This is a genomic window from Corynebacterium aquilae DSM 44791, from assembly GCF_001941445.1.
Taxonomy (GTDB): Bacteria; Actinomycetota; Actinomycetes; order Mycobacteriales; family Mycobacteriaceae; genus Corynebacterium; species Corynebacterium aquilae.
This window is the reverse complement of record NZ_CP009245.1, coordinates 1,911,739-1,934,197: the sequence shown is the minus strand read 5'-3', so window position 1 is coordinate 1,934,197 and position 22,459 is coordinate 1,911,739. Positions and strand designations below refer to the sequence as shown.

The following is a 22,459-nucleotide window of genomic DNA, read 5'->3' as shown; positions in this document are numbered from 1 at the left end:
CGCAGCAGAATTCCCCTCTTAATGCTGGCCATCGCGCTGGTCGTGGTTGCCTTGGATCAGCTCAGCAAGTGGCTCATCCTCGCAACCCAAACCCCGGGCGTGCCCACCCCAGTCATCGGCGACTTCGCCCGCCTGTATCTGACCTTCAACTCTGGAGCCGCGTTCTCCATGGGCAGCGGCCACACCTGGATCTTCACCCTCATCCAGGCCGCCTTCGTCATCGGTGTGGCCATCGCCTCCCGCTACATCACCAGCCCCGCCAACGCCATCGGCGCGGCCCTGATCGCCGGAGGCGCCGCCGGCAACCTCATCGACCGGCTGTTCCGGGCCCCAAGTTTCGGCTTCGGCCACGTCGTCGACTTCATCTCCATCGGCAACTTCGCCATCTTCAACGTGGCAGACAGCGCGATTACCTGCGGCGCGGCCCTGCTCGTGCTCTTAAGCTTCATCGGCGACAAAAAACACCCCAGTGACACACCCGGCCGCACCACCAAGGAGGACACCGCCCATGCGTGACGTACGACAGCTGCCCGTACCCGACGGACTCGCCGGCATGCGGGTTGACGCCGGCATCGCCAAACTGCTCGGTATCTCCCGCACCGCGGCAGCAGAACTAGCCACCGCCGGCGACATCCTGCTCGACGGGGTAGCAGTCGGCAAATCCGACCGACTCACAGCCGACGCCTTCCTCATCGTCACCCTGCCTGAAGCACCCAAACCCCTCATGCCGACCGCCGAACCCGTCGAAGGCATGAACATCCTCTACTCCGACGACGACCTCATCGCCGTCGACAAACCCGTCGGAGTAGCCGCCCACCCCACCGTCGGCTGGGACGGTCCCACCGTCGTCGGAGGACTCGCCGCCGCCGGCTACCGCATCTCCACCTCCGGGCCCCCGGAACGCCAAGGCATCGTCCAACGCCTCGACGTGGGAACCAGCGGCGTGATGGTCGTCGCCGCCAGCGAACGCGCCTACACCCACCTCAAACGCGCCTTCCGCTACCGCACCGTCACCAAGACCTACCACGCCCTCGTCCAAGGCCACCCAGACCCCCTGACCGGCACCATCGAAGCACCCATCGGCCGGCACCCCTCCGCCGGGTGGCGATTTGCCGTCACCAGCGACGGCAAACACTCCGTCACCCACTACGACACCATCGAAGCTTTCCGCGAAGCCACCCTCGTCGACGTACACCTCGAAACCGGCCGCACCCACCAAATCCGCGTCCACTTCTCCGCCCTCCACCACCCCTGCTGTGGTGACCCCATGTACGGCAGCGACCCCCGCCTCAACGAAAAACTCGGACTGACCCGCCAATGGCTCCACGCCGTCAGCCTCGGCTTCACCCACCCCGCCGACGGCCGCGCCATGACCATCGAAAGCCCCTACCCGGACGACCTCCAGCACGCCCTCGACGTGCTGCGCAGCGAATAACCTCACAACATCACCCCACCCAGGCACTTTCACAGCACCCAAGGCCACCGCACATGAGCGAACACACCCCGCCGAGGGCGCGGCGGGTCATCGTCCCCACCGCATCCCACCACGCCCGCACCCAAGCCCCCGGTCCCCGGCAACCCCGCCGCCAGCCACCACGCCACCCCGACATCATCTACCGGCGCCGCCGCATCGGCGCGCTCATCCTCATCATCGCCCTCATTCTCACCCTCGGGGCATTCTTGATGAACTCGGATAAAACCTCCAAACCCATGGCTCCTAACGGTGACGTCATCGGCCGTGATTATCAAGAAACCATGGCCGACTACACCGCCCGCACTCACCGTGCGCTGGCGGACATACCCGACGATCGCACCGTGTTCGCGCTGATCACCTTCTCCCAGCCACTCACCCCCGCACAGGCCGGCGGCATCCTCGAACCCATCGGCTTCCAACGCGTCGACGCCATGGTTTTCGACGGCGCCAAAGAACTCGCCCTACCAGAACCCACCGCAGGAGCCACCCGCTCCGACGTGTTCGAACAATGGCTCCAGCGGGCGCGTCGAGCCGGACTCGACGTCAAAGGGATCGACGGGGTGGTGGTGTACGCCACGGCAGGCCAGTTGAAAAAGCTCGAAGGGCAAAGCGGCATAATCGCCATCGACCCCGCCCCGGAAGGTGCGGTGTGGGGCCGTTTCGGCATCCAGCCCGTCAAACGGCTCGAAGAACAACCTCAGCGTTAAACCGCACCCCAAATAAATACGCACACCCCCCAAGGCTGGCCGCCCACCAGTTCACCGCCGGCCAGACACAGCACTATCCGGCGGGCGGGGTAGGGGAGGAGCTAGTCCGATCGCGCCGCCGTGTTCGCCGCGGGGCAGCGTGAGTGGCGGTATCGACGAGATACAACACCACCGCCACCCAGATAATGCTGAACCCGATCCAGCGATTGGCATCAAGATGCTCGTTGACCACAAACACCGCCCACAACATCTGCAAAGTTGGGGTGATGTACTGCAGCATGCCAACGGTGGAAAGGGGAATCTTTTTCGCCGCAATGCCAAACAACAATAGTGGCACCGCGGTGACCACACCCGTCGACATCAACAGCAGCATGTGCCCGGGGCCTTCGCTGGTGAAAGTGCCACGCCCCGTGGCCGAAAGAAACAACAAATAGCCCAACGCCAGCGGGGTCAAAAAGACAGTTTCGGCAGCCAAAGACGCGGTGGCATTGAGCTTGATCTGCTTTTTCACCAAACCATATAGGCCGAAAGAAAACGCCAAGCCCAAACCCAGCAACGGCGGATGACCGCCCAAAATCGTCAAATAGCCCACCGCGATCGCCGCCAACACCACCGAGGCGGCCTGCAGCCGGCGCAGCTGCTCCTTCAAAATCAGCATGCCCAAAGCGATTGAGACCAAAGGGTTAATGAAATAACCCAACGCGGCCTCGGCCACGTGATCGCTGTTGACCGTGATGACATACAAAAGCCAGTTCGTGGCAATCAGCACCGCAAGCAACGCGGTCGTAGCCCAGGTTTTCGCATCAATGCGCAACAATTCTCGCCAGGTGCCACGCACCGCCATGACAATCACCATGGCGACGGCCGTCCACACAATCCGGTGCGCCAAAATCTCAAACGGGGACGCCGGCTGAAGCAGCGGGAAGTAGGCCGGAAACGCCCCCCACAAGATGTAAGCAGCTAACCCATAGAACATTGCTCACACTTTAGGCGATGACACCAGTCGGGGCTTAAAAAATCACGACACCAAGGCACCGGCGCGGTGTTTTTAAAAAGACAAAACAAAAACCACCCTCCTGGCAACCAGTGGCAGGTTGCGGGAAGGTGGCGGTTAGTACAACCCCTAGAGGTTTAGATCCAGTCGCGAGAGCAGCCGTCGACGACCTCGCGGTCGCGGGAGCCGTCAAAGGGGCGCGGTGCGGCCTGTGCGCCGATCTGTGCCGACGGCAGCAGGGCAGCCAAACGCTCGGTGGAGGCGGTGACCAAAGACGGGAAGCTAAACAGCGACATGGTGAAAAACGGGGTTCTTTCTCAACAGACAAAAGGGAATTCATTGGGCAGGCCGTGGTGATGGGAAGCAACCGCGGCATGTCCGGTTATGTGGGAATGATTCTATTTCCGCGCAAATCGGAAAGTCTAGCCACGGGAAGGCAAAAAGAAACAAAAAATCTATGATGTTGTACGCACCCGCAGTTGTCTGTGATGTGCCCCTCAAAAACCCAGCTAGGCGCCCCAAAAAACAGGTGAGGCGTCGCAAGGATAGTGCTGTAAGTGACCGCGATCTCACGAAAAGAAAATGTGGACTTTCCGACATGTCAATACCGCTGCCCCAAACCCCGAAACTGTCCCGGCGACCCCCTTAAGCAATCGACACCGAAGTCCAATAAAGTAGCTGGGCGCCAGCCCCAACACCGCCGAAATGCGCCCCGACCAGCAAGGTAGGCTACACGCCCACACACCATTAAGATGGCCAACCATGAGCGGCTCCTCCTTCGTCCACCTGCACAACCACACCGAATACTCCATGCTGGACGGCATGGCCAAAGTGGAGCTTCTGGCCGAAGAAGTCCAACGCCAAGGCATGCCCGCCGTCGGCATGACCGACCACGGCAACATGTTCGGCTCCGACGCGTTCTACCGCACCATGACCGACGCCGGTATCAAACCCATCATCGGCATCGAGGCCTACATGGCGCCCGACTCCCGCTTCAACAAACAACGCGTCCGCTGGGGCGACGCCAGCCAGAAAAGCGACGACGTCTCCGCCTCCGGCGCCTACCTCCACCAAACCATGGTCGCCGAAACCGCCGAAGGCCTCCACAACCTCTTCTACCTGTCCTCCATGGCCTCCTACGAAGGCCAACTCGGCAAATGGCCCCGCATGGACGCCGACATCATCGCCGAAAACGCCACCGGCATCATCGCCACCACCGGCTGCCCCTCCGGCGACGTCCAAACCCGTCTGCGCCTCGGCCAATTCAACGAAGCACTCGAAGCGGCCGCCATGTGGCAAGACATCTACGGCAAAGAAAACTACTTCCTCGAACTGATGGACCACGGCATCGAAATCGAACGCCGCGTCCGCGACGAACTACTCGAAATCGGCCGCAAACTCGACCTACCGCCACTGGTCACCAACGACTGCCACTACGTGCTCAAATCACAAGCCAAAGCCCACGAGGCCATGCTGTGTGTGCAAACCGGCAAAACCCTCGCCGACCCCGACCGCTTCAAATTCGACGGCGAAGGCTACTACATCAAATCCGCCGCCGAAATGCGCGACACCTGGGACAACCTCGTCCCCGGCGCCTGCGACAACACCCTGCTCATCGCCGAACGCGTCCAGGACTACTCCTCCATCTGGGAACCCCACACCCACGACCGCATGCCCATCGCGGATGTGCCCAGTGGACACACCCCCACCTCCTGGCTCACCCACCAAGTCATGGAAGGCCTCAAAGACCGCTTCAACGGCGGCCAGGTCCCCCAGGAATACGTCGACCGCGCCAACTACGAAATCGAAGTCATCGACATGAAGGGCTACCCGTCCTACTTCCTCATCGTCGCTGACCTCATCAAACACGCCCGCTCCATCGGCATCCGCGTCGGACCCGGCCGTGGCTCCGCCGCCGGCGCCCTCGTCGCCTACGCCCTGACGATCACCAACATCGACCCCATCGAACACGGACTACTGTTCGAGCGATTCCTCAACCCCGAACGCCCCTCCGCACCCGATATCGATATCGACTTCGACGATCGTCGTCGTGGCGAAATGATCCGCTACGCCGCCGACAACTGGGGTGAAGACAAAGTCGCCCAGGTGATCACCTTCGGCACCGTGAAAACCAAACAGGCGCTCAAAGACTCCGCCCGCGTGCAACACGGCCAGCCCGGCTACAAAATGGCAGAAACCATCACCGCCGCCCTGCCACCAGCCATCATGGCCAAAGACATTCCACTGTCCGGCATCTTTGACCCCGACCACCCCCGCTACGGCGAAGCCGGCGAAGTCCGCCATCTCATCGAGGGCGACCCCGAGCTGAAAAAAATCTACGACACCGCCCTCGGCCTCGAAGGCGTGGTCCGCCAGGCAGGTGTGCACGCCTGCGCCGTGATTATGGCCTCCGTGCCGCTGCTCGACTGCATCCCCATGTGGAAACGCGCCCAAGACGGCGCACTGATCACCGGCTGGCCCTACCCCGCCTGTGAAGCCATCGGCCTGCTGAAGATGGACTTCCTCGGCCTGCGCAACCTCACCGTCATCGGCGACTGCATCGACAACATCAAAGCCAACCGCGGCATCGACCTCGACCTGGAAGCACTGACCACCGAAGACGAAGCCGCCTACCAACTGCTCGCCCGCGGCGACACCCTCGGCGTCTTCCAGCTCGACTCCGGCGGCATGCGCGAACTGCTCAAACGAATGGAGCCCACCGGCTTCGACGACATCGTCGCCGCGCTCGCACTCTACCGACCCGGCCCCATGGGCATGGGCGCCCACTGGGCATACGCCGACCGCAAAAACGGCCGCGAAGAAATCACCCCCATCCACCCCGAACTGGAAGAACCCCTCAAAGAAATCCTGGAAGAGACCTACGGTCTCATCGTGTACCAGGAGCAGATCATGAGGATCTCCCAAAAGGTCGCAAATTACACCGCCGGCCAAGCAGACGGCTTCCGTAAAGCCATGGGTAAAAAGAAGCCCGAAGTCCTCGCCAAGGAATTCATCACCTTCGAAAAAGGCATGAAGGACAACGGCTTTTCCTCCGCCGCCATCAAAGCCCTGTGGGACACCATCGAGCCCTTCGCCTCCTACGCGTTCAACAAATCCCACGCCGCCGGCTACGGACTGGTCAGTTTCTGGACCGCCTACCTCAAAGCCAACTACACCGCGGAATATATGGCAGCACTGCTGACCTCGGTTGCGGACAAAAAAGACAAATCCGCCATCTACCTTGCAGACTGCCGCCACCTCGGCGTCCACGTGCTCTCCCCAGACGTCAACGAATCCAAGCTCACCTTCCAGGCCGTCGGCAAAGACATCCGCTTCGGCCTCGGCGCCATCCGCAACGTCGGCGAAGACGTCGTGGCCAGCATCGTCAAAACCCGCGAAGAAAAAGGAAAATTCACCTCCTTCTCCGACTACATCAACAAAATCGAAACCGCCGCCTGCTCCAAGCGCGTCACCGGCTCACTGATCAAAGCCGGCGCCTTCGACTCCCTCGAACACTCCCGCCGCGGCCTGTGGGACATCCACGAAACCGCCATCGACAGCGTCCTATCCACCAAAAAAGCCGCCGACAAAGGCCAATACGACCTGTTCGCCGGATTTGGTGGCGACGAAGCCAACGACTTCGCCGAAGCCTTCACCGTCGACATTCCCGACCACAGCTGGGAACGCAAATACGAACTCGCCGAAGAACGCGACATGCTCGGCCTCTACGTCTCCGGCCACCCGCTCGACGGCTTCGAAGGCGCACTCGCCGCCCACACCAACACCGAACTGACCACCGTGCTCGGCGGCGAACTCAGTCACGGCACCGAAATCATCATCGGTGGCATCATCAGCGGCGTCGACCGCAGGTTCTCCAAAAAAGACGGCTCCCCCTGGGCCATCGTCACCATCGAAGACCACAACGGCGCCCAGGTCGAACTGCTGGTCTTCAACAAGGTCTACTCCATGGTCTCCACCCAAATCGTGGAAGACAACATCGTCCTCGCCAAAGCCCACATCAGTATCCGCGACGACCGCATGAGCGTCTTCTGCGACGACCTGAAATCCCCAGACCTCGGCGCAGGAAACGGAGGGGGACTACCCCTCAAGCTCACTCTCCGCACCGAACAGTGCACCCCCCAAAACCTCATCAAACTCAAAGAGGTCCTCACCGCCCACCCCGGTGAATCCGACGTATACGTCAACCTCACCTGCGCCGACCAAACCACCATGGTCGTGCTCGGAGAAAACCTCCGCGTCAACCGTTCCGGATCCTTGATGGGTGACCTCAAAGCCACCATGGGAACCGGCATCCTCGGCGAAACTATCAGCTAGCAAGCATCCATCCGCAAGCCAGGGCAGAAACACCAGTTCCTGCCCTGGCACACTTATTTCAGGAACAGAACCACACCACGGACTGAAAATAACCAGAAAATGGCTCCCCGTTTAGTCTTAGGATGATCAGCAGCACCACCGCAGCGCCAGAAAGATCCCATGACCGACGAGAAACACTCCGACGAGATCCAATTCATCCGCGACGACTACGGCCTAGCACTGTTCGGACATCCCGCAACCGTTGACCGTTTTCTCAAACAAGAAGGCCTATCCGCAAAAGCCTTCGACGCAAATACCACCCGCATTGCTGGTCAAACACTCGATCTAGCCGCTCAAGCAATGGAACACAGCGGGCGCTGGGTAAAACTAACCAAGCAATCAGCCGCCGACGTCAAAAAATATGGCATGAAAGAGGGCGTAGGAGTTCTTCGCGACGCACACGGAAAATTCGCGAAACAACTCCACTTCGACCCAACAGCAAAAATCAGCCCCGCAGCTGTTGGGGGAGTAGGTGCCGTCATGGCACAACTTGCCCTCGAACAAGCCATGGCGGAAGTGTCGGAATACCTCGAAACCATCGATCAGAAGCTCGACCATCTCCTCGAAGATCACAAAGATCAGACCGTAAAAGACCTCGCGGGAGTCCTGGACACGATCGTCGAAGCGGAAATCATTCAACGCGAAACTGGCAGCGTTTCCGAAACCGCCTGGTCCAAACTCAGCGGCAACGCCCAAATACTCGGCGGTGTCCGCGGATACTCACTCCGCAAGATCGACTCCCTGACCCGAGAACTTCAACGCGCCAGCAGTACAAACGAATTCACCAAAGCACTCGGCACCCTCGAATCCGAACTTCAGCACTGGCTGGGCTACATCGCCAACTCACTCATTCTCAATGATCGACTTTCACGCCTTGAGCTAGAACGGGCCCTCGGCGAAAACATCCAGGAAATCGAAAAATACACAAACGGTGTTTACGCTGCCCGAAAGCAACGCCTCGAAGCGATACGCGAGCACCTCAACACGCTATTCGCTCAGTTAGCGGACGCTTCGACAAAGATTGCAAAACTAAAGCTGCTCCATCCACGTGTCGCGATAAAAGCGCATACCAGCCTTCTTGTCAGTCGTGAGCAGCTTTTAACCTTTGCCCGTTTTGTCGAACTCGAGCTGGAAAGCCCAAATTTCGAAGGCATCCCCGGTTGGTTCAAAGCTGCTGGTGACGCAGTGCAAGCCAACGCTGAAAAGACTAAGCGGATGGCCAAAGCAACAACAAAAGCCATCGGCAGCAGCGCCGAATACGTTCAGGACAAAAGTCAAGAAGCCGCAACCGCCGGAAAGCGCAAAATGGCCCAAACGCTCGCCGTTGCGGCAGAAAAACTCGATCCCGACAATAAAGCCTCGAAAAACCAGACGGACAGCTAACACTGCACCCTTGGCATTGGAGGTTTTCCAGTGCCACGGTGATCTTAGGCTTAGCCACCGACCGTGCGCCTGCCAGTAGAAAGGCTAGGCGTATCACCCTTGCGGGCGGGGGTTTTTGCCTGTTTGAGTGTGACTATGAGCACGCCAACTGCAGCAGCTTCAACCCAGCCCGCCCAACACCCGGAAGAACCACACGGGCAAGACCTCGGCCACAAACTGAACTGGCTGCGGGCAGGAGTTTTGGGCGCCAACGACGGCATCGTCAGTGTTGCAGCACTGCTAATGGGCGTGCTCGCCGCACGCGCTGACAGCACCACCGTGCTCATCACAGGATTGGCAGCCACCATCGCTGGCGCCGTTTCTATGGCGCTAGGAGAATACGTTTCGGTTTCCGCCCAACGCGATACCGAGTCCGCCCTGATCGCTAAAGAAAAACACGAACTCGCCACCATCCCCCAGCAAGAACACGACGAGTTGGTGGGGATTCTTGCCAGCTATGGCATCGAGAACGCTACCGCCGAAAAAGCAGTCCGTGACATCGAGCGCCACGACCCGCTGGCAGCACATCTCCAGCTGGAACTCGGACTCGACGAGGAAGAACTCACCAACCCCTGGGTCGCAGCTTTCGCCTCCGCGATATCTTTCACCATTGGTGCAGCGCTCCCGATGATCGCCGTGCTGCTCAGCCCGCAAGCACAAGCGATGGCGGTGCTCGTCGTCGCAACCCTGGGAACCCTGGCGCTGACTGGTTTCTTGTCCGCCCGGCTGTCCGGAACCTCTTCGTCGCGCTCCATCGCACGATTGGTCATCGGAGGTGCCATCGGCTTGGCTATCACTTATGCCGCCGGGGTGATCTTCGGGGCCTAAAACTCACCCCACTGTGTGATCTTCCCGCCTAAGGGAGCCCTGGAACAACGCACCTAGGCACCAAGCGGTTTATACTTTTGCCCATGACTTCGCAAGCCCAGGGCGCCACCGGCGCACAGACGACAGATATTCACGCAGCAGACATCCAGTTGGCTCAAGCACGAATTTCCGCCGTCATTGCGCCGACCCCGTTGCAGTACTGCCCGCGACTGTCGGAAGAAACCGGCGCGGAGGTCTACCTGAAACGCGAAGACCTCCAAGACGTCCGCTCCTACAAAATCCGCGGCGCCTACAACAACATCAGCCAGCTAACCGCTGAAGAACGCGGTGCTGGCATCGTGGCCGCATCCGCCGGCAATCACGCCCAAGGCGTTGCCTATGCCTGCCGCACCCTGGAAATCACCGGGCGCATTTACGTCCCCAACCAAACCCCGAAGCAAAAGCGCGACCGCATCATGGTCCATGGTGGCGATTGGGTGGAGGTAATTGTCACTGGCGACAGCTTCGACGAAGCTTCCGCCGCGGCCCACGCGTACTCCCTGGAAACGGGGGCCACCATGGTGGAACCTTTCGATGCTAGGAACACCATCATCGGTCAGGGCACCGTGGCCGCGGAAATCCTGGCCCAGCTCACCGCCATGGGCAAGCAAGCAGACACCATCGTTGTGCCCGTCGGCGGTGGTGGACTGATCGCCGGTGTCGCCTCCTACCTGCACGACATGGCGCCTCACACCGCGATCGTCGGCGTAGAACCTGCCAGCGCAGCCAGCATGCAAGCAGCTCTCGACAACGACGGCCCTATCACTCTGGAAGCAATCGACCCGTTCGTCGACGGTGCCGCCGTCAAACGCATCGGCGACGCCAATTACCAGGTCATCGACGCCAATCGATCCCGCGTCCACATGATGTCCGTCTCCGAAGGCGCCGTGTGCACCGAAATGCTCGGCCTGTATCAAAACGAAGGCATCGTGGCTGAGCCCGCCGGTGCGCTGAGCGTCACCGGGCTCACCCAGCTACAAACCCGTCCTGGTGAGGTGGTTGTCTGCATCATCTCCGGCGGCAACAACGACGTGTTGCGCTACAACGAAATCGTCGAACGCTCCCTGGTGCACCGCGGACTCAAGCACTACTTCCTGGTGAACTTCCCCCAGGAACCTGGCCAATTGCGGATGTTCCTCGAAGAAATCCTCGGCCCCAACGACGACATCACGCTGTTCGAGTACCTCAAACGTAACAACCGTGAAACTGGAACCGCGCTGGTCGGCTTGCAGCTGGGCTCCGCCACCGATCTCGAACCCCTCCTCGAGCGCATGGCGAACTCCCGTATTTCCTGTCAACAGCTGCAGCCGGGATCCCCCGAATACGAATTCCTCACCTAAAAAACTCCGCAGGCGATCAAGCCCCTCTAGTCGCGAGTACCCGTCACAAAATCGACGGGTACTCGCTTTTTCAATACCCACATAAGCTTCGTGGCTTTGCAATCCCCGTATCTGCCGCAGAGAAAACACCACCGTTTAGCCGTTGTGTTTTCTCCAAGAAAACCCAGCTAGCGGGAAAAACTACTGCCAGCTAGGCTAGAAACAACAAAACACCCCAGTCATCGTCGCCTCTGGCTTCAGGAGTACCCGTAGATGACGGGGTGATTTTTCGCGGACACACCACAGTCACCCTAGAAAGCGAGCCCATAGTGCACCCCGAGGCCGACACCACCACCCGCCAGTCGTGGCCTCAACGCTGGCAAGGCGTCGTCGTCCTCATGTTCGCGCTTGCATTGCTAGCCATCGACGCCACCGCCCTCAACTTCGCAATCCCGGCGATTACCGCCGATGTGAACCCCACTGCCCCGGAAATGCTGTGGATCGTCGACATTTATGCCTTTGCATTGGCGGCTTTGCTCGTGACCATGGGCAATGTTGGCGACCGCTTTGGACGCCGCAACGTGCTGCTGTGGGGCACCGCCTTTTTCGGGATTTCCTCCATGGCTGCGGGTTTTTCCACCACCCCGGAAATGCTTATCATCGCCCGCTTCATTCAGGGCGCGGCAGGCGCGTGCCTGATGCCCTCAACCCTGTCACTGATCTCGGCGATGTTTGCCGACCCGCGGGAACGTGCCAAAGCAGTGTCTGTGTGGGTCGCCACCTACTCGGCCGCAGCCGCCGCAGGCCCCCTTGTCGGTGGATTTTTGCTCAACCACTTCCACTGGGGTGCCATTTTCTTCATCAACGTTCCGTTGAGCATCATCGTGATCATCGGCGGGTTGCTTTTCCTTCCCACCTCAAGAGCAAACAACCCGCCCACCCTCGACGTTTTTGGGGCACTGCTATCCATCGTGGCGTTGTTGAGCATCGTCTACGTCATGAAGATGCTTCCCCACGAAGGGCTAACCCGCTTAGTCATCGTCTCCGCGATCCTTGCCCTCATCGCGACCGTGGCGTTGCTGAAGCATCTCAAAACAGCCACCAACCCAGTCATCGACGTGGAATTGCTCCGCAACCCCAAGTTCGCGACCATCGTCACCGTCAACGGAGCCAGCATGTTCCTCTACCTGGGTGTGCTGTTCTTCCTCTCCCAATATTTACAGTCAGTGTCCGGGTACACCATCACCCAGGCCGGATGGCTGATGTTTCCTGGCTTGGTTCTGGTGGTGGTATCCACCCTGATTACCGGTCGAGTCATGGCTTACCGCTCAGCGCGCCGGCTCCTGCTAGCAGCACTCATCGGGGCCGGAGTTGGCTGCCTACTGATGGGCCTGGGCGCATGGTGGGAAAGCGGGCTGGCAATCGCCGTCGCCTTTATCTTCTTAAACTGCTCGCTTGGAATGATCGACCCGGTATCCAACGCCTTCATCCTAGAAGCCGCACCACCGGCGCGGGCCGGGGCCGCTGCCTCTTTGAGCGAAACCGGATACGAACTCGGAGGCGCCCTGGGCACCGCTGTGTTGGGCTCAATTCTCATGGGAGTCTTTGCCGCCACCTTGCCCGATGAACTGCCGAAACAAGCCGCCCAGTCACTGACTCAAGCACAGCAACTTGCCCCCACCCCAGGCGTACTAGCCCAAGTCAACGACGCATTTTCCTATGGTGTCGTCGCAGCCTGTATCACTGGCGCTGTCATGGCTGCCGGAATGTTCGCCGCAGTGATGAGGAACGTGAAGTGAACCAAAGCTATAACTGCCCCGCCCCGGGCACAGATATTCTCACCGAGCTTGAGATCAAACGCTCCCGATTTATCACTCACCTGCGCCGGGTCGGAAACGAAGACGAAGCCCGGGCATTTATTCATGAGATCAAACAGGCATACCCAGATGCCCGGCACCACTGCAGCGCCTTCATCTATCACGTAGAAAACTCCAACCCAGTCGAGCGTTCCAGCGACGATGGGGAACCGTCCGGCACTGCCGGAATGCCCATGCTGGATGTGCTGCGCGGCAGCGGACTCCTCGACATCGCTGCCGTGGTGGTGCGCTACTTCGGGGGCGTCAAACTAGGAACCGGCGGGCTTGTTCGCGCCTACTCCGACGCCACTGCCCAGGCGCTGTCACAGGTGACCACCTCCACCCGCAGTGTGCAAGATATTTTCAGCGTCAGCCTCGATCACGCCACTGCCGGACGCATCGATGCCGAGCTACGCGGCCGCGGATTTAGCATCATCGACACCGAATACGGTGCCGAAGTAACCTTGTCGATCGCCTGTCAGCCGGGAGCCGGCGAAGCTCTTGCCGGAACCCTTGCCGGGCTAACGAGTGGGGAAGTACAACCCCGCGCAGCCGGTCAACGGTGGGTCGAAACCCCCACTTAAAAGTCGACAAAGATCCAAGGAGACCGGCAGGCCCCGGCCACCTTTTGCCTACAATTCCTGCCTGCCCCAGCGCCGCAAAGCCACCCATACCGCCAGCGCATCGACAGACCACCACGCTGCCATGAAGTCGTGAAAACCCCTCCGGCGATGAATACCGGTGGCAGTTGTTGGGTGTTGAGCCACATATCGCTGCCCATCCGGGGCCAACAGATCCTCACCCCCAGTCGCTACAAAAACCGGCTGCTGGCAGTGAGGGCCAAACAGGGGACTGACGACAGGATCGTTCAGTTCCCTGTCCCCGATGAAAGGGGTCGCCATGTTTTTAAGCTCCCGGCAATCAAGCACCGCATCCCGTTGCCGGCTTACCGCGCTGAGGGTCAAATCCAGCCAGGGGCACAGCAGCACCACCCCGCACACCTTGTCCGGAGAAGTTTGTGCCACATACAGCGCTAGGTTTGCCCCGGCGCTATCCCCGGCGACCACGACGGGGCCGCGTGCACTAGCCAGGCGTACTTGTTCGGCTGCTGCGACGCGCACACAGTCCGCATCCACTCCCAAGGGGTATTCGCACACCAGCACCCGTGCGTGCAAACACCGGCCCACCCAACGACTGATTTGCACATGGTTGTCGTCAAAGGCATCTCGAAAGCCCCCACCGTGGAAATACACCACCACGCGACGGCTTTTCCGCAGGCGCCGAACAAACCTAAGCAGCCGAAAAGCAAGCGAGGGCGAGATGGTCTTCATAACTTCGCAGCCTACTGCGTGCCACCCTCATGCTTGACCAAATTTTGTGGTGGACAGGTCAGTAAGGATCTTTCGCAACACCTTCCACATTCGGCGGGTAGAATTAGTCCCCATCATGAGCATGCAGCAATATCCCCACAACCCGATTGAACAGCGCAAGCAAGCAGTGCGCACTTACACCACCCGTGGCACCATCGAGGTCGCCGGCGGCCTCATCGGTGGTATCGCCCTGGGGCTGCTGGCTGGTTCCTGGACTCTGTTCATCCTGGGCCTGGTCATCGCGGTGGCCGGAGGATTCGTTAACTACAGCCGGGTCAACAAGATCATCAACCACCGCGACCCGCAATAAACAACCGCGCCGCAGATCCGCCTCGCCCATCATGAGGTCAAGGGACGTGATGGGATGGTTTAACACGCAACAAGGAGGTCGAAGGACGTGGCATCTTCTGCCCGCATCGACGCGTGGGTGTGGTCGGTTCGTTTAATGAAGACCCGCTCCCAAGCCGCGACGGCCTGCAAAGCCGGCCACGTGAAACTCAACGGCGCAGCCGTAAAACCCTCCCAGCCAGTCACCGTGGGAGACCGGGTGCGGGTGTGGGTTGATCACCGGGAACACGACGTAGAAGTTGTGGAGGTCATCAGCAAACGAGTCGGAGCAGCTATTGCTCGTACCTGCTACATCGACCATTCGCCACCCCCACCACCGAAGGAGATTCTGGCTAGTATTCCGCGCCGCGATCGTGGTGCGGGGCGCCCCACCAAGCGAGAACGTCGAGAACTCGACAAGCTCCGTGGACGCAGTTAAGCACAAAACAAAAAATAAGGGGTGGTGGTGAGAACCAACGAGTTCTCACCACCACCCCTTTGTCGTGGCTTTCAGCTGCCAGCCTTAGCGGCCGGTATGCCTAGCTACTGCCGTGCGTGCCCCAATGGGCGGGCGGAAAATCGATGCCAAACCCGCGGAAGAAGTCGGCAATCGACAGAGCCCACACATGCACAAAATCGGCAACCTGGGGGAAATCCTGCAAAGACATAAAACCGAGATTCTCCTAACACATCGTGATGATTTCTTCGCCGCCCTCGGCGAGAAACCATCACACGTTCGCGTGGTCTTCAACCCTACCCCCATACGGGACTGCGGTGGGCGGAAAACGCCACACCCCAAGGGGATTGCCAGGTTTCACACACCTTGCAGGTGATTATTTATCGCTGTCGAGCACCCCGGCGGCCTGCATGATCTTCAGCCGCTTACGCAAACGCCCCGCCCGCTGAGAGGCACGGTTGCCGGTGTCTTTGGTGCGCTCAATGTAGGCGGTTCCGAATTTGCGAAGCAACAGGTCATCAATAATGCGCAGCTGCGATGGCGGGAAACGGTATTTCATGCTGGACTCCACGGCACTGATGTCGGCTTCGTTGAGCAGCTTTTTCAAATCGGCGACCGTGGTGACCCCGTTGCTGATAAGGAGGTCCTCCATCCACGGGTAGTACTCCGTCTTGGCGCGCGGGAAGCGAGTGCCGTTCAGCATCGTCAGGATGCCGGGCAAAGTGTCTGCAGACAATTCCACATCCTTACTGCCCGCCGGTACTTCTTGCTGGATGGCGGCGATCTGGTCGAATTGTTGATCCGCCAATTCGATCAGGCCGGCCGCGAGAGTGAACGCGCGGTCGACGCGGGGGTCGAACTCGCCCCCAGCACCCTTGTAGCGGATGTCGTGTTCGAATTCCGCCCAGGCGTGCTGCAGCACGGTGCGCACCTGCACCTCAAAGACAAGGCCAAGGTAATCCTGCAGATCCTCGCAAGCCTCTGTCACTTGCAGCACGAGGTGGTGGCTGCCGTAGCCGAAGCCACCGGAAATACGGGTCTGGGCGGCCTTGTCGACCTGCTTTTTCACCGCGAAAGATTTCTTGAGCACCCCAATGACATCCGGGATGGCGGTCGAGTTGTACGTGGTGACGCGCACTCCGACGATGTCGACGATCTCGTGCCAGGGATCGCCGTACAGCGGGTGGCCATCGGCGCCTTTCTTTAGGGCTTTGGCCTTCAATGAGCGCCATTGTTTCACGCGGGCGGTGACCCGGTCGTAGTTCACACCGGCATCAGACAGGAGCTCTTCGATGGCGTCGACAAAATCATCCGCCGCGAGCGGATAGGTGCGGCGGAATTCGTTGTAGCTGGCCTTGAGCGCGGGAATCTTTTTGTGTGGCATGGCAGGGTCAAGCATAGTGCTGACAAGGTTTCGGGTTGGGGCTCAGCGCACCCTAGCGGGGAGAAAAACTGACCAAGGGTAACTTGTTGTGGGGTTTAGGCGGCGTTGGCATGCGCCATCGGACCACGCAAGGTGGGGTGAATTCCCCGCACTGGCGGGACCCGATCCTGCCCGACCACCACTGGGAAACCGTGGTGGCATTGCACTGGGCCCGCTGTGAGCGGGCTATCGCCTACCGCCTCGGCTGCCGCGTGGAGCAGCCGTTGATTTGGGGTGGATGCGACCAGGAGCTGACCGGAGGCCAAGGGGAGGAAAAACGGTGCGTGCTTGAGCCTTTGGGTGGCTGCATCGTGGAGTAGCTGAAAGCAGGCGGGGTGGCTGAGCCAGGAGCTGGCTTGCAGGGCTTCGGTGGTGTGAACCTCGAAAAATTTCGGTGGGTTCGCCGCCGGGGTGTGGCTGTGGCGCTCCCGGCGGGGTAGTACCCCACGCAGTGCGATGAATTGGTAGGGAACATCCCCGCTAGATGCTGTCCTGAGGAGGTTTTCTGCGCTGCGGTTCCACCAGCTGATGGTGGAACCTGGCAGGTGGCGCAGCTGGTCCCAGGTGATGGGTCCGTCTGCGGTGTGAAGCTGCGTGGCCAGGCTGTGCGATAACGCGACTTGGGCGGCGCTGTGGCGACTTTCAGGCTGGGTGGGGTGTTGGCCGCGGGCGACCAGGCGGGGCAGGCTGGTGCGTGCCCGGTCGGGGTGGAGGGGCAAAAGGTGAGGTGACATGGTGGCAAACCCTAAAAACACGCGGTGGGCCATCGTGGGGGATGAGCCACCGTGGGTGAGGTGGACGATTTCTTTCATCCCGTCTGATGCGCTGTGCGCTGTTTTCGGTTCGCGGAGGTGTTCCCCCGGGGGTGAGCCCGTGTTTTTTTAAAACGGTGGGGTGAGATCCTCTGGGGTGAATCCGTCGCCACCATCGGTGGCGGTGGCAGGAACCCCGACGTTTTCGACCTCTGGGAACGCACCTAGCATGTCGAGCAGTTCATCCCCGCTGATGAGGTGGATGTCTTGGCCTTTGGCGATGAGTTCTTCGGCGCGTTTTTGTTTGGTGGTGACCCCTTCCCAGGCGCCCAGGATCAGCATGGTTGTTTTCTTGGTGACGTTTTTGGCGACTTGGCCGCCGAGGGCGGCGACTTTGGCCCACAGTTCACCTTTGTCCTTGTCGCCGAAGTCGCCGGTGAAGACGACGACTTGGTTGATGAAGGGGGAGTTTTCGTCCGGGGTGGGGTTGGGTTCGGGGATGGTGTCTGGGGTGCGGGCTTTGGCCCAGGCGGGGCGTTTGCGCCCGCCGGAGGTCTTTTTCTGGGCCGGTTTTTGGGTGGGGGTGGGGTCCATCCCGGGCAGGGGTGCTAATCCCAGCTCGTTTCTTTGGGCGGGGATTTTGGTTTCATCGATGTCTTTGAGCACGGGGGTGACTAGCGATCCGTCGACGCCGCCGAGGGTGAATCCGCGGTGGTGGAAGTAGTCGTGGGCGCTGCCGGTGAAGTTGTCTTTGCGGGCCAGTCGGATGAAGATTTCGGCGCAGGCGACGGCGTCGGCTTCGGCGTCGTGGTGGTTGCGTAGGTCGATGCCGAGGGCGGCGCACATGGGCTTGAGTCCGTTGCGTTCTTGGCCGACGTCGGTGGCGCGGGACAGTGCTAGGGAGCAGGCGGTGGTTAGGGGTGCGGTGGTGATTCCGGCGGCGTCGAGGGCGCGGGATACGGCGGTGGCGTCGAATTGGACGTAGTGGCTGACGACGAGGGCGTCGCCGATGAATTCGGCGGCGCGCTGCCAGACGGTGGCGAAATCCTCAGCGTTGGCGACATCTTCGGGGTGGATGCCGTGGATGTTGATGTTGCCTTCTTCGAAGTGGTTGAGCGCACCTGGGGGTGTGCACAGGGAGCTGAAGGTTTCGACGATGTGGCCGTTGATGACGCGGGCGAGGCCGATTTGGCAGATGGAGCCGTTGTCGGCGTTGGCGGTTTCGACGTCGAGGGCGACGAAATTGAAGCCGGGGATGGGCTCGCCGGTGGTGGTGTCGCCGTCGATGAGGCTGGGTGCGCTGCCCCCGGCGATGATGGCGGTGAGGTCGCGGGCGAGTTGTTCCGCGGCGTCTTTTTGCCCGGGGGCGAAGGTGATGGCGATATCCGGCCCGTGGAGGAAGATTTCCCCGTCGATCAGGGCGGTGGGTGCGGTGGTGCTCACCTGGGTGATGGCGCTGAGGTCGAAGTCTTTTCGGGTGGCGCCGAGACTGGCCTGCAGGTCGCTGGGGGTGAGGTGGACGCGGTGATCGGGGCGGGACACGCTGATGGTGGTGCCGTGGGCGTATGCGGGCATGTCGTCAGTTTAGCCAACGTGGGCAGGTGGCTGTCGGGTGGGTCGATAGGGCCAAGGCCCCACCGCAGGCGAAAGTTTCGCTGTGGTGGGGCCGCGGGTGCGGGGTGTTTAGTAGGAGTTGTCGTCGCGGAGGTACTCGTCGTCGTCGACGGTGGGTGCGACGCCGTGGGGGTGGCTGCGCGGGGTGGTGTCTGGGCCGTGGTTGGCCATTTTTTCGCGCATGGCGGCTGCTTGGTCCTCGCTCATGTCGATCGTGGTGACTTGTTTGTCGGAGTCATCGATCGGGTCGTTTTCGACGAGGTGTTCGCATTCGAGGCAGGTGTCGTCGAAGACGGGGGGTTCGAGTTGTTTGAGGATGACGGTGGAGCGGGCTGGTACCACGATGGAGCCGCAGGCTTCGACGACGGTGTCTTCGAGGGGGTAGCCGGTTTCTTCGGTGGTGTCGACGATGAGTTTCCAGGAGCGCCCGAAGCGGAGGGACGGCAGGGTGAATTCGAGTGCTTCGTAGTGGGCGTTGAAGCACAGGATGAAGGAGTCGTCGGTGATGCGTTGTCCGCGGGAGTCGGTTTCGACGATGGCGTCGCCGTTGAGGTACACCATGAGGGATTTGCCGAAGGTGAAGTCCCAGTCGGATTGGGTCATCAGTTTGCCGGAGGGTACCAGCCAGGCGATGTCGCGGTTGGAGTGTTCGTCGTCGCCGAGGGGGCCTCCGGCGAGGAAGCGGCGACGGCGGAAGACGGGGTGGTTGGCGCGGATGCGCAGGAGTCGTTTGGTGAAGGCGACGAGTCCGGCGTTGTCTTCTGCTTGTTGCCAGTTCATCCAGGACAGTTCGGAGTCTTGGCAGTAGACGTTGTTGTTGCCCATTTGGGTGCGGCCCATTTCGTCGCCGTGGGCGATCATGGGGGTGCCTTGGGACAGCAGGAGGGTGGTGAGGAAGTTGCGGCGTTGTTGGGCGCGCAGCTTTTTGATTTCGGGGTCGTCGGTGGGGCCTTCGACGCCGCAGTTCCAGGAGCGGTTGTGGCTTTCGCCGTCGCGTCCGCCTTCGCCGTTGGCGTCGTTGTGTTTGTTGTTGTAGCTGACGAGGTCGTTGAGGGTGAAGCCGTCGTGGGCGGTGACGAAGTTGATGGAGGCGGTGGGGCGGCGTCCGTTGTTGGCGTAGAGGTCGGAGGAGCCGGTGAGGCGGGAGGCGAATTCGCCGAGGGTGGCGGGTTCGCCGCGCCAGAAGTCGCGGACGGTGTCGCGGTATTTGCCGTTCCATTCGGTCCACAGGGGCGGGAAGTTGCCGACTTGGTAGCCGCCTTCGCCGACGTCCCAGGGTTCGGCGATGAGTTTGACTTGGCTGACTACTGGGTCTTGTTGGACGAGGTCGAAGAAGGCGGAGAGCTTGTCGACGTCGTGGAGTTCGCGGGCCAGGGTGGAGGCCAGGTCGAAGCGGAAGCCGTCGACGTGCATTTCGGTGACCCAGTAGCGTAGGGAGTCCATGATGAGCTGCAGGGTGTGGGGGTGGCGGACGTTGAGGCTGTTTCCGGTGCCGGTGTAGTCCATGTAGTACTGCTTGTCGCCGTCGACGAGTCGGTAGTAGGCGGCGTTGTCGATGCCGCGGAAGGCGATGGTGGGGCCGAGTCGGTTGCCTTCGGCGGTGTGGTTGTAGACGACGTCGAGGATGACTTCGATGCCTTCTTCGTGGAAGCTGCGCACCATGCGTTTGAATTCGCTGACGGCGCCGCCGGGGGTGGAGGAGGCGGCGTAGTCGTGGTGGGGTGCGAGGAATCCGAAGGTGTTGTAGCCCCAGTAGTTGCGTAGGCCGAGTTCGCGGAGGCGGTCGTCTTGGAGGAACTGGTGGACGGGCATCAGTTCGATGGCGGTGACGCCGAGGTCTTTGAGGTAGGCGATGATCGCAGGGTGGGCGAGACCGGCGTAGGTGCCGCGGAGTTCTTCGGGCACGTCGGGGTGGGTCATCGTCATGCCCTTGACGTGGGCTTCGTAGATGACGGTCTCGTGGTAGGGGGTGCGGGGGCTGCGGTCGTTGGCCCAGTCGAAGAAGGGGTTGATGACGACGGACAGCATGGTGTGGCCGAGGGAGTCTTCGGTGTTGCGGCCGTGGGGGTTGTCCGGGTCGGTGATGTCGTAGGAGAACAGGGAGGGGTGGCCGTCGAATTCGCCGTCGAAGGCTTTGGCGTAGGGGTCGACGAGGAGTTTGCTGGGATCGCAGCGCAGGCCTTGGGAGGGGTCGTAGGGGCCGTGGACGCGGTATCCGTAGCGTTGGCCGGGGCCGATGCCGGGGAGGTAGCAGTGCCAGATGTGGGCGTCGACTTCGTCGATGGGGACGCGGGTTTCGGTGCCGTCGTCGTCGATGAGGCAGAGTTCGACTGCTTCAGCGACGTGCGAGAACAGCGCAAAGTTTGTGCCGGCGCCGTCGTAGGTGGATCCCAGGGGATACGCTTCGCCGGGCCATATTTGCAAGTTGTGAGCCATTTCGCCTTCCATAGCTAGTCATCCTACGTTTAACCGTGGCGGGTGCGTCAAACAACTCGCGCTGGCGGGTCCTTGCCGGGTGGCTGGTGGGGTACCTTGTGCGGGTGGTTGTGGGGAAGGGGTTGGTGTGGCTGGGGTGGCTGGGGATGGGCGCTGGGGTGGCCGTGGTGGGGAGTGGGAGTTAGAGGCGGGTGGTGATGCCGTCGATGATGATGCTGACGCCGTCGCTAACGCGCATGGTGGGGGTGGTGGGTGCGGGGTCGCTGGTGGGCGTGTTGGGGGTGTTGGGCTTGTTGTCTTTGGGGGTGGTTGTGGTGGCGAATTGTGCGAGCCGGAGGCGGGATTGTTCGCCGATGGTGGCGCCGACGACGTAGTCGACAATGGTGGCGGCTGCTTCTAGGGCGAGGGGGTCGTCGACGTTGATGGTGGGGTGCTGGGCCAGGGGTGCGGCGCAGGCGGCGAGGACGCGTTGGCGCAGTTGGGGGTTGGCGAGTGCGGTGGCGATGACGTCGGCGCCATCGGTGACGCTGAGCATGCAGTCGTGCAGGCTGGTGGCGGCCATGTGTAGGCCTTGGTCCCAGCTGGTTTGGGGCTGGCTGTCGGCGGGTTCGTCGGCGTGGGTTAGCAGGGGCCGCAGGAGTTCGTCGGCGATGCCGGCGAGTAGGGCCTGTTTGTTGGGGAAGTGCCAGTACAGGGCCCCGGGGGCTACGCCGAGCTGTTTCGCGATGCGGCGCATGGTGGTGTCGGCGAGTCCGTACTCGTCGAGGATGGCGATCGCGGCGGTGAGGATAGCGGGGCGGGTGAGTTGCACGGGGTTAAGCATACCGCCGCGCTGGGGTTGTGGAGGCGGGTTTTGTGGTGGGTTCAGGGGGTGGGTTTTGGCTTGTGCGTGGTGTGGGTGGGGCGTGGGGCGTGGGGGTTGGTGGTGTGGTTTGCGGGGGCATAGTAGGTGGGCGGTGCTAGGGTTATGACTTGTGTAATAGATACGTGGCATTGCATTACCGGGTGCGCGGCATGGTTTGTGTCGGGTGCTGTTGGTGGTGATGTGGTGCGACGGGACTTTTCGT

The 22,459-nt window shown here is 61.0% G+C and carries 20 protein-coding genes; 11 read left to right on the top strand and 9 right to left on the bottom strand.

The genetic code is table 11. The features are described from left to right. Window positions 1-21 precede the first annotated feature (21 nt). From lspA to CAQU_RS08145, 3 genes are read left to right on the top strand one after another with little or no spacing between them, the layout of a single operon-like run. Window positions 22-516, top strand: a complete 495-nt coding sequence (lspA, locus tag CAQU_RS08155) for a signal peptidase II (protein ID WP_075726786.1) — start codon at window positions 22-24, stop codon at window positions 514-516. Beyond that, window positions 509-1,435 (top strand): RluA family pseudouridine synthase, encoded by a 927-nt coding sequence (locus CAQU_RS08150; protein ID WP_075726783.1) that lies wholly within the window; start codon window positions 509-511, stop codon window positions 1,433-1,435. Before lspA ends, CAQU_RS08150 begins: the two co-directional genes overlap by 8 nt. Window positions 1,436-1,488: 53 nt before the next feature. After that, window positions 1,489-2,181, top strand: a complete 693-nt coding sequence (locus CAQU_RS08145; protein WP_084562936.1) for a hypothetical protein — start codon at window positions 1,489-1,491, stop codon at window positions 2,179-2,181. 73 nt (window positions 2,182-2,254) lie between these two features. Here the strand turns inward: CAQU_RS08145 and rarD are convergent, their stop codons facing one another. Both rarD and CAQU_RS12655 read right to left on the bottom strand, forming a co-directional pair. After that, a complete protein-coding gene (gene rarD, locus CAQU_RS08140) occupies window positions 2,255-3,157 on the bottom strand; it encodes an EamA family transporter RarD (RefSeq protein WP_075726781.1) in 903 nt (300 codons plus the stop codon). 155 nt (window positions 3,158-3,312) lie between these two features. Further along, the gene (locus tag CAQU_RS12655) at window positions 3,313-3,471 is read right to left on the bottom strand and encodes a hypothetical protein (protein ID WP_157108951.1); all 159 of its coding nucleotides are present in this window, start codon (window positions 3,469-3,471) and stop codon (window positions 3,313-3,315) included. Window positions 3,472-3,937: 466 nt separating this feature from the next. Between CAQU_RS12655 and dnaE the strand changes: the two genes are divergently transcribed. The 6 genes from dnaE to CAQU_RS08110 all read left to right on the top strand — a co-directional run bounded on the left by dnaE (window position 3,938) and on the right by CAQU_RS08110 (window position 13,597). After that, the gene (dnaE, locus tag CAQU_RS08135; RefSeq protein ID WP_075726779.1) at window positions 3,938-7,510 is read left to right on the top strand and encodes a DNA polymerase III subunit alpha; all 3,573 of its coding nucleotides are present in this window, start codon (window positions 3,938-3,940) and stop codon (window positions 7,508-7,510) included. A gap of 159 nt (window positions 7,511-7,669) precedes the next feature. Then, the gene (locus CAQU_RS08130) at window positions 7,670-8,932 is read left to right on the top strand and encodes a hypothetical protein (protein ID WP_075726777.1); all 1,263 of its coding nucleotides are present in this window, start codon (window positions 7,670-7,672) and stop codon (window positions 8,930-8,932) included. 135 nt (window positions 8,933-9,067) lie between these two features. Next, complete coding sequence (locus tag CAQU_RS08125; protein WP_075726775.1) at window positions 9,068-9,799, top strand: VIT1/CCC1 transporter family protein; 732 nt, start codon at window positions 9,068-9,070, stop codon at window positions 9,797-9,799. Between the two features lie 83 nt (window positions 9,800-9,882). Then, complete coding sequence (gene ilvA / locus CAQU_RS08120; protein ID WP_075726773.1) at window positions 9,883-11,178, top strand: threonine ammonia-lyase IlvA; 1,296 nt, start codon at window positions 9,883-9,885, stop codon at window positions 11,176-11,178. Between the two features lie 308 nt (window positions 11,179-11,486). Continuing rightward, the gene (locus CAQU_RS08115) at window positions 11,487-12,956 is read left to right on the top strand and encodes an MFS transporter (RefSeq protein WP_157108950.1); all 1,470 of its coding nucleotides are present in this window, start codon (window positions 11,487-11,489) and stop codon (window positions 12,954-12,956) included. After that, a complete protein-coding gene (locus CAQU_RS08110; RefSeq protein ID WP_075726771.1) occupies window positions 12,953-13,597 on the top strand; it encodes a YigZ family protein in 645 nt (214 codons plus the stop codon). Before CAQU_RS08115 ends, CAQU_RS08110 begins: the two co-directional genes overlap by 4 nt. A gap of 48 nt (window positions 13,598-13,645) precedes the next feature. Here the strand turns inward: CAQU_RS08110 and CAQU_RS08105 are convergent, their stop codons facing one another. Further along, on the bottom strand, window positions 13,646-14,344 hold the full coding sequence (locus tag CAQU_RS08105; RefSeq protein ID WP_075726770.1) for an alpha/beta hydrolase fold domain-containing protein: 699 nt from the start codon (window positions 14,342-14,344) through the stop codon (window positions 13,646-13,648). 115 nt (window positions 14,345-14,459) lie between these two features. Here CAQU_RS08105 and CAQU_RS08100 point away from each other — a divergent pair, with 115 nt between their 5' ends. After that, entirely contained in the window at window positions 14,460-14,693 is a 234-nt protein-coding gene (locus tag CAQU_RS08100) for a hypothetical protein (protein ID WP_075726768.1), read from the top strand. An 87-nt stretch (window positions 14,694-14,780) separates the two neighbouring features. Next, window positions 14,781-15,149, top strand: a complete 369-nt coding sequence (locus CAQU_RS08095) for an RNA-binding S4 domain-containing protein (protein WP_075726766.1) — start codon at window positions 14,781-14,783, stop codon at window positions 15,147-15,149. Window positions 15,150-15,249: 100 nt separating this feature from the next. On the opposite strand, the gene CAQU_RS13205 is transcribed toward CAQU_RS08095, so the two are convergent. From CAQU_RS13205 to CAQU_RS08070, 6 genes are all read right to left on the bottom strand, one after another. Continuing rightward, entirely contained in the window at window positions 15,250-15,378 is a 129-nt protein-coding gene (locus CAQU_RS13205; RefSeq protein ID WP_281247954.1) for a hypothetical protein, read from the bottom strand. Between the two features lie 165 nt (window positions 15,379-15,543). Further along, window positions 15,544-16,551: a GTP pyrophosphokinase gene (locus CAQU_RS08090; RefSeq protein WP_075728582.1), complete on the bottom strand. Its 1,008-nt coding sequence runs from the start codon at window positions 16,549-16,551 to the stop codon at window positions 15,544-15,546. 95 nt (window positions 16,552-16,646) lie between these two features. After that, a complete protein-coding gene (locus CAQU_RS08085) occupies window positions 16,647-17,324 on the bottom strand; it encodes a hypothetical protein (RefSeq protein ID WP_157108949.1) in 678 nt (225 codons plus the stop codon). A 147-nt stretch (window positions 17,325-17,471) separates the two neighbouring features. Then, window positions 17,472-18,917 carry a 3'-5' exonuclease gene (locus CAQU_RS08080; protein WP_075726762.1) on the bottom strand — a complete coding sequence of 482 codons (1,446 nt, stop codon included), beginning with the start codon at window positions 18,915-18,917 and terminating at the stop codon, window positions 17,472-17,474. Between the two features lie 108 nt (window positions 18,918-19,025). After that, window positions 19,026-21,392, bottom strand: coding sequence for a glycogen debranching protein GlgX (glgX, locus tag CAQU_RS08075; RefSeq protein ID WP_211276113.1), 2,367 nt, complete (start codon window positions 21,390-21,392; stop codon window positions 19,026-19,028). A gap of 181 nt (window positions 21,393-21,573) precedes the next feature. Next, window positions 21,574-22,215 carry a TetR/AcrR family transcriptional regulator gene (locus tag CAQU_RS08070; RefSeq protein WP_169836033.1) on the bottom strand — a complete coding sequence of 214 codons (642 nt, stop codon included), beginning with the start codon at window positions 22,213-22,215 and terminating at the stop codon, window positions 21,574-21,576. Between the last annotated feature and the right edge of the window lie 244 nt (window positions 22,216-22,459).

Excerpts from the sequence above, each read along its gene's own strand:
- lspA (WP_075726786.1), top strand. The coding sequence starts at position 22 with ATGCTGGCCATCGCGCTGGTCGTGGTTGCCTTGGATCAGCTCAGCAAG.
- CAQU_RS08150 (WP_075726783.1), top strand. The coding sequence starts at position 509 with ATGCGTGACGTACGACAGCTGCCCGTACCCGACGGACTCGCCGGCATG.
- CAQU_RS08145 (WP_084562936.1), top strand. The coding sequence starts at position 1,489 with ATGAGCGAACACACCCCGCCGAGGGCGCGGCGGGTCATCGTCCCCACC.
- rarD (WP_075726781.1), bottom strand. The coding sequence starts at position 3,157 with ATGTTCTATGGGTTAGCTGCTTACATCTTGTGGGGGGCGTTTCCGGCC.
- CAQU_RS12655 (WP_157108951.1), bottom strand. The coding sequence starts at position 3,471 with ATGTCGCTGTTTAGCTTCCCGTCTTTGGTCACCGCCTCCACCGAGCGT.
- dnaE (WP_075726779.1), top strand. The coding sequence starts at position 3,938 with ATGAGCGGCTCCTCCTTCGTCCACCTGCACAACCACACCGAATACTCC.
- CAQU_RS08130 (WP_075726777.1), top strand. The coding sequence starts at position 7,670 with ATGACCGACGAGAAACACTCCGACGAGATCCAATTCATCCGCGACGAC.
- CAQU_RS08125 (WP_075726775.1), top strand. The coding sequence starts at position 9,068 with ATGAGCACGCCAACTGCAGCAGCTTCAACCCAGCCCGCCCAACACCCG.
- ilvA (WP_075726773.1), top strand. The coding sequence starts at position 9,883 with ATGACTTCGCAAGCCCAGGGCGCCACCGGCGCACAGACGACAGATATT.
- CAQU_RS08105 (WP_075726770.1), bottom strand. The coding sequence starts at position 14,344 with ATGAAGACCATCTCGCCCTCGCTTGCTTTTCGGCTGCTTAGGTTTGTT.
- CAQU_RS08100 (WP_075726768.1), top strand. The coding sequence starts at position 14,460 with ATGAGCATGCAGCAATATCCCCACAACCCGATTGAACAGCGCAAGCAA.
- CAQU_RS13205 (WP_281247954.1), bottom strand. The coding sequence starts at position 15,378 with ATGTCTTTGCAGGATTTCCCCCAGGTTGCCGATTTTGTGCATGTGTGG.
- CAQU_RS08090 (WP_075728582.1), bottom strand. The coding sequence starts at position 16,551 with ATGCCACACAAAAAGATTCCCGCGCTCAAGGCCAGCTACAACGAATTC.
- CAQU_RS08085 (WP_157108949.1), bottom strand. The coding sequence starts at position 17,324 with ATGTCACCTCACCTTTTGCCCCTCCACCCCGACCGGGCACGCACCAGC.
- CAQU_RS08080 (WP_075726762.1), bottom strand. The coding sequence starts at position 18,917 with ATGCCCGCATACGCCCACGGCACCACCATCAGCGTGTCCCGCCCCGAT.
- glgX (WP_211276113.1), bottom strand. The coding sequence starts at position 21,392 with ATGGCTCACAACTTGCAAATATGGCCCGGCGAAGCGTATCCCCTGGGA.
- CAQU_RS08070 (WP_169836033.1), bottom strand. The coding sequence starts at position 22,215 with ATGCTTAACCCCGTGCAACTCACCCGCCCCGCTATCCTCACCGCCGCG.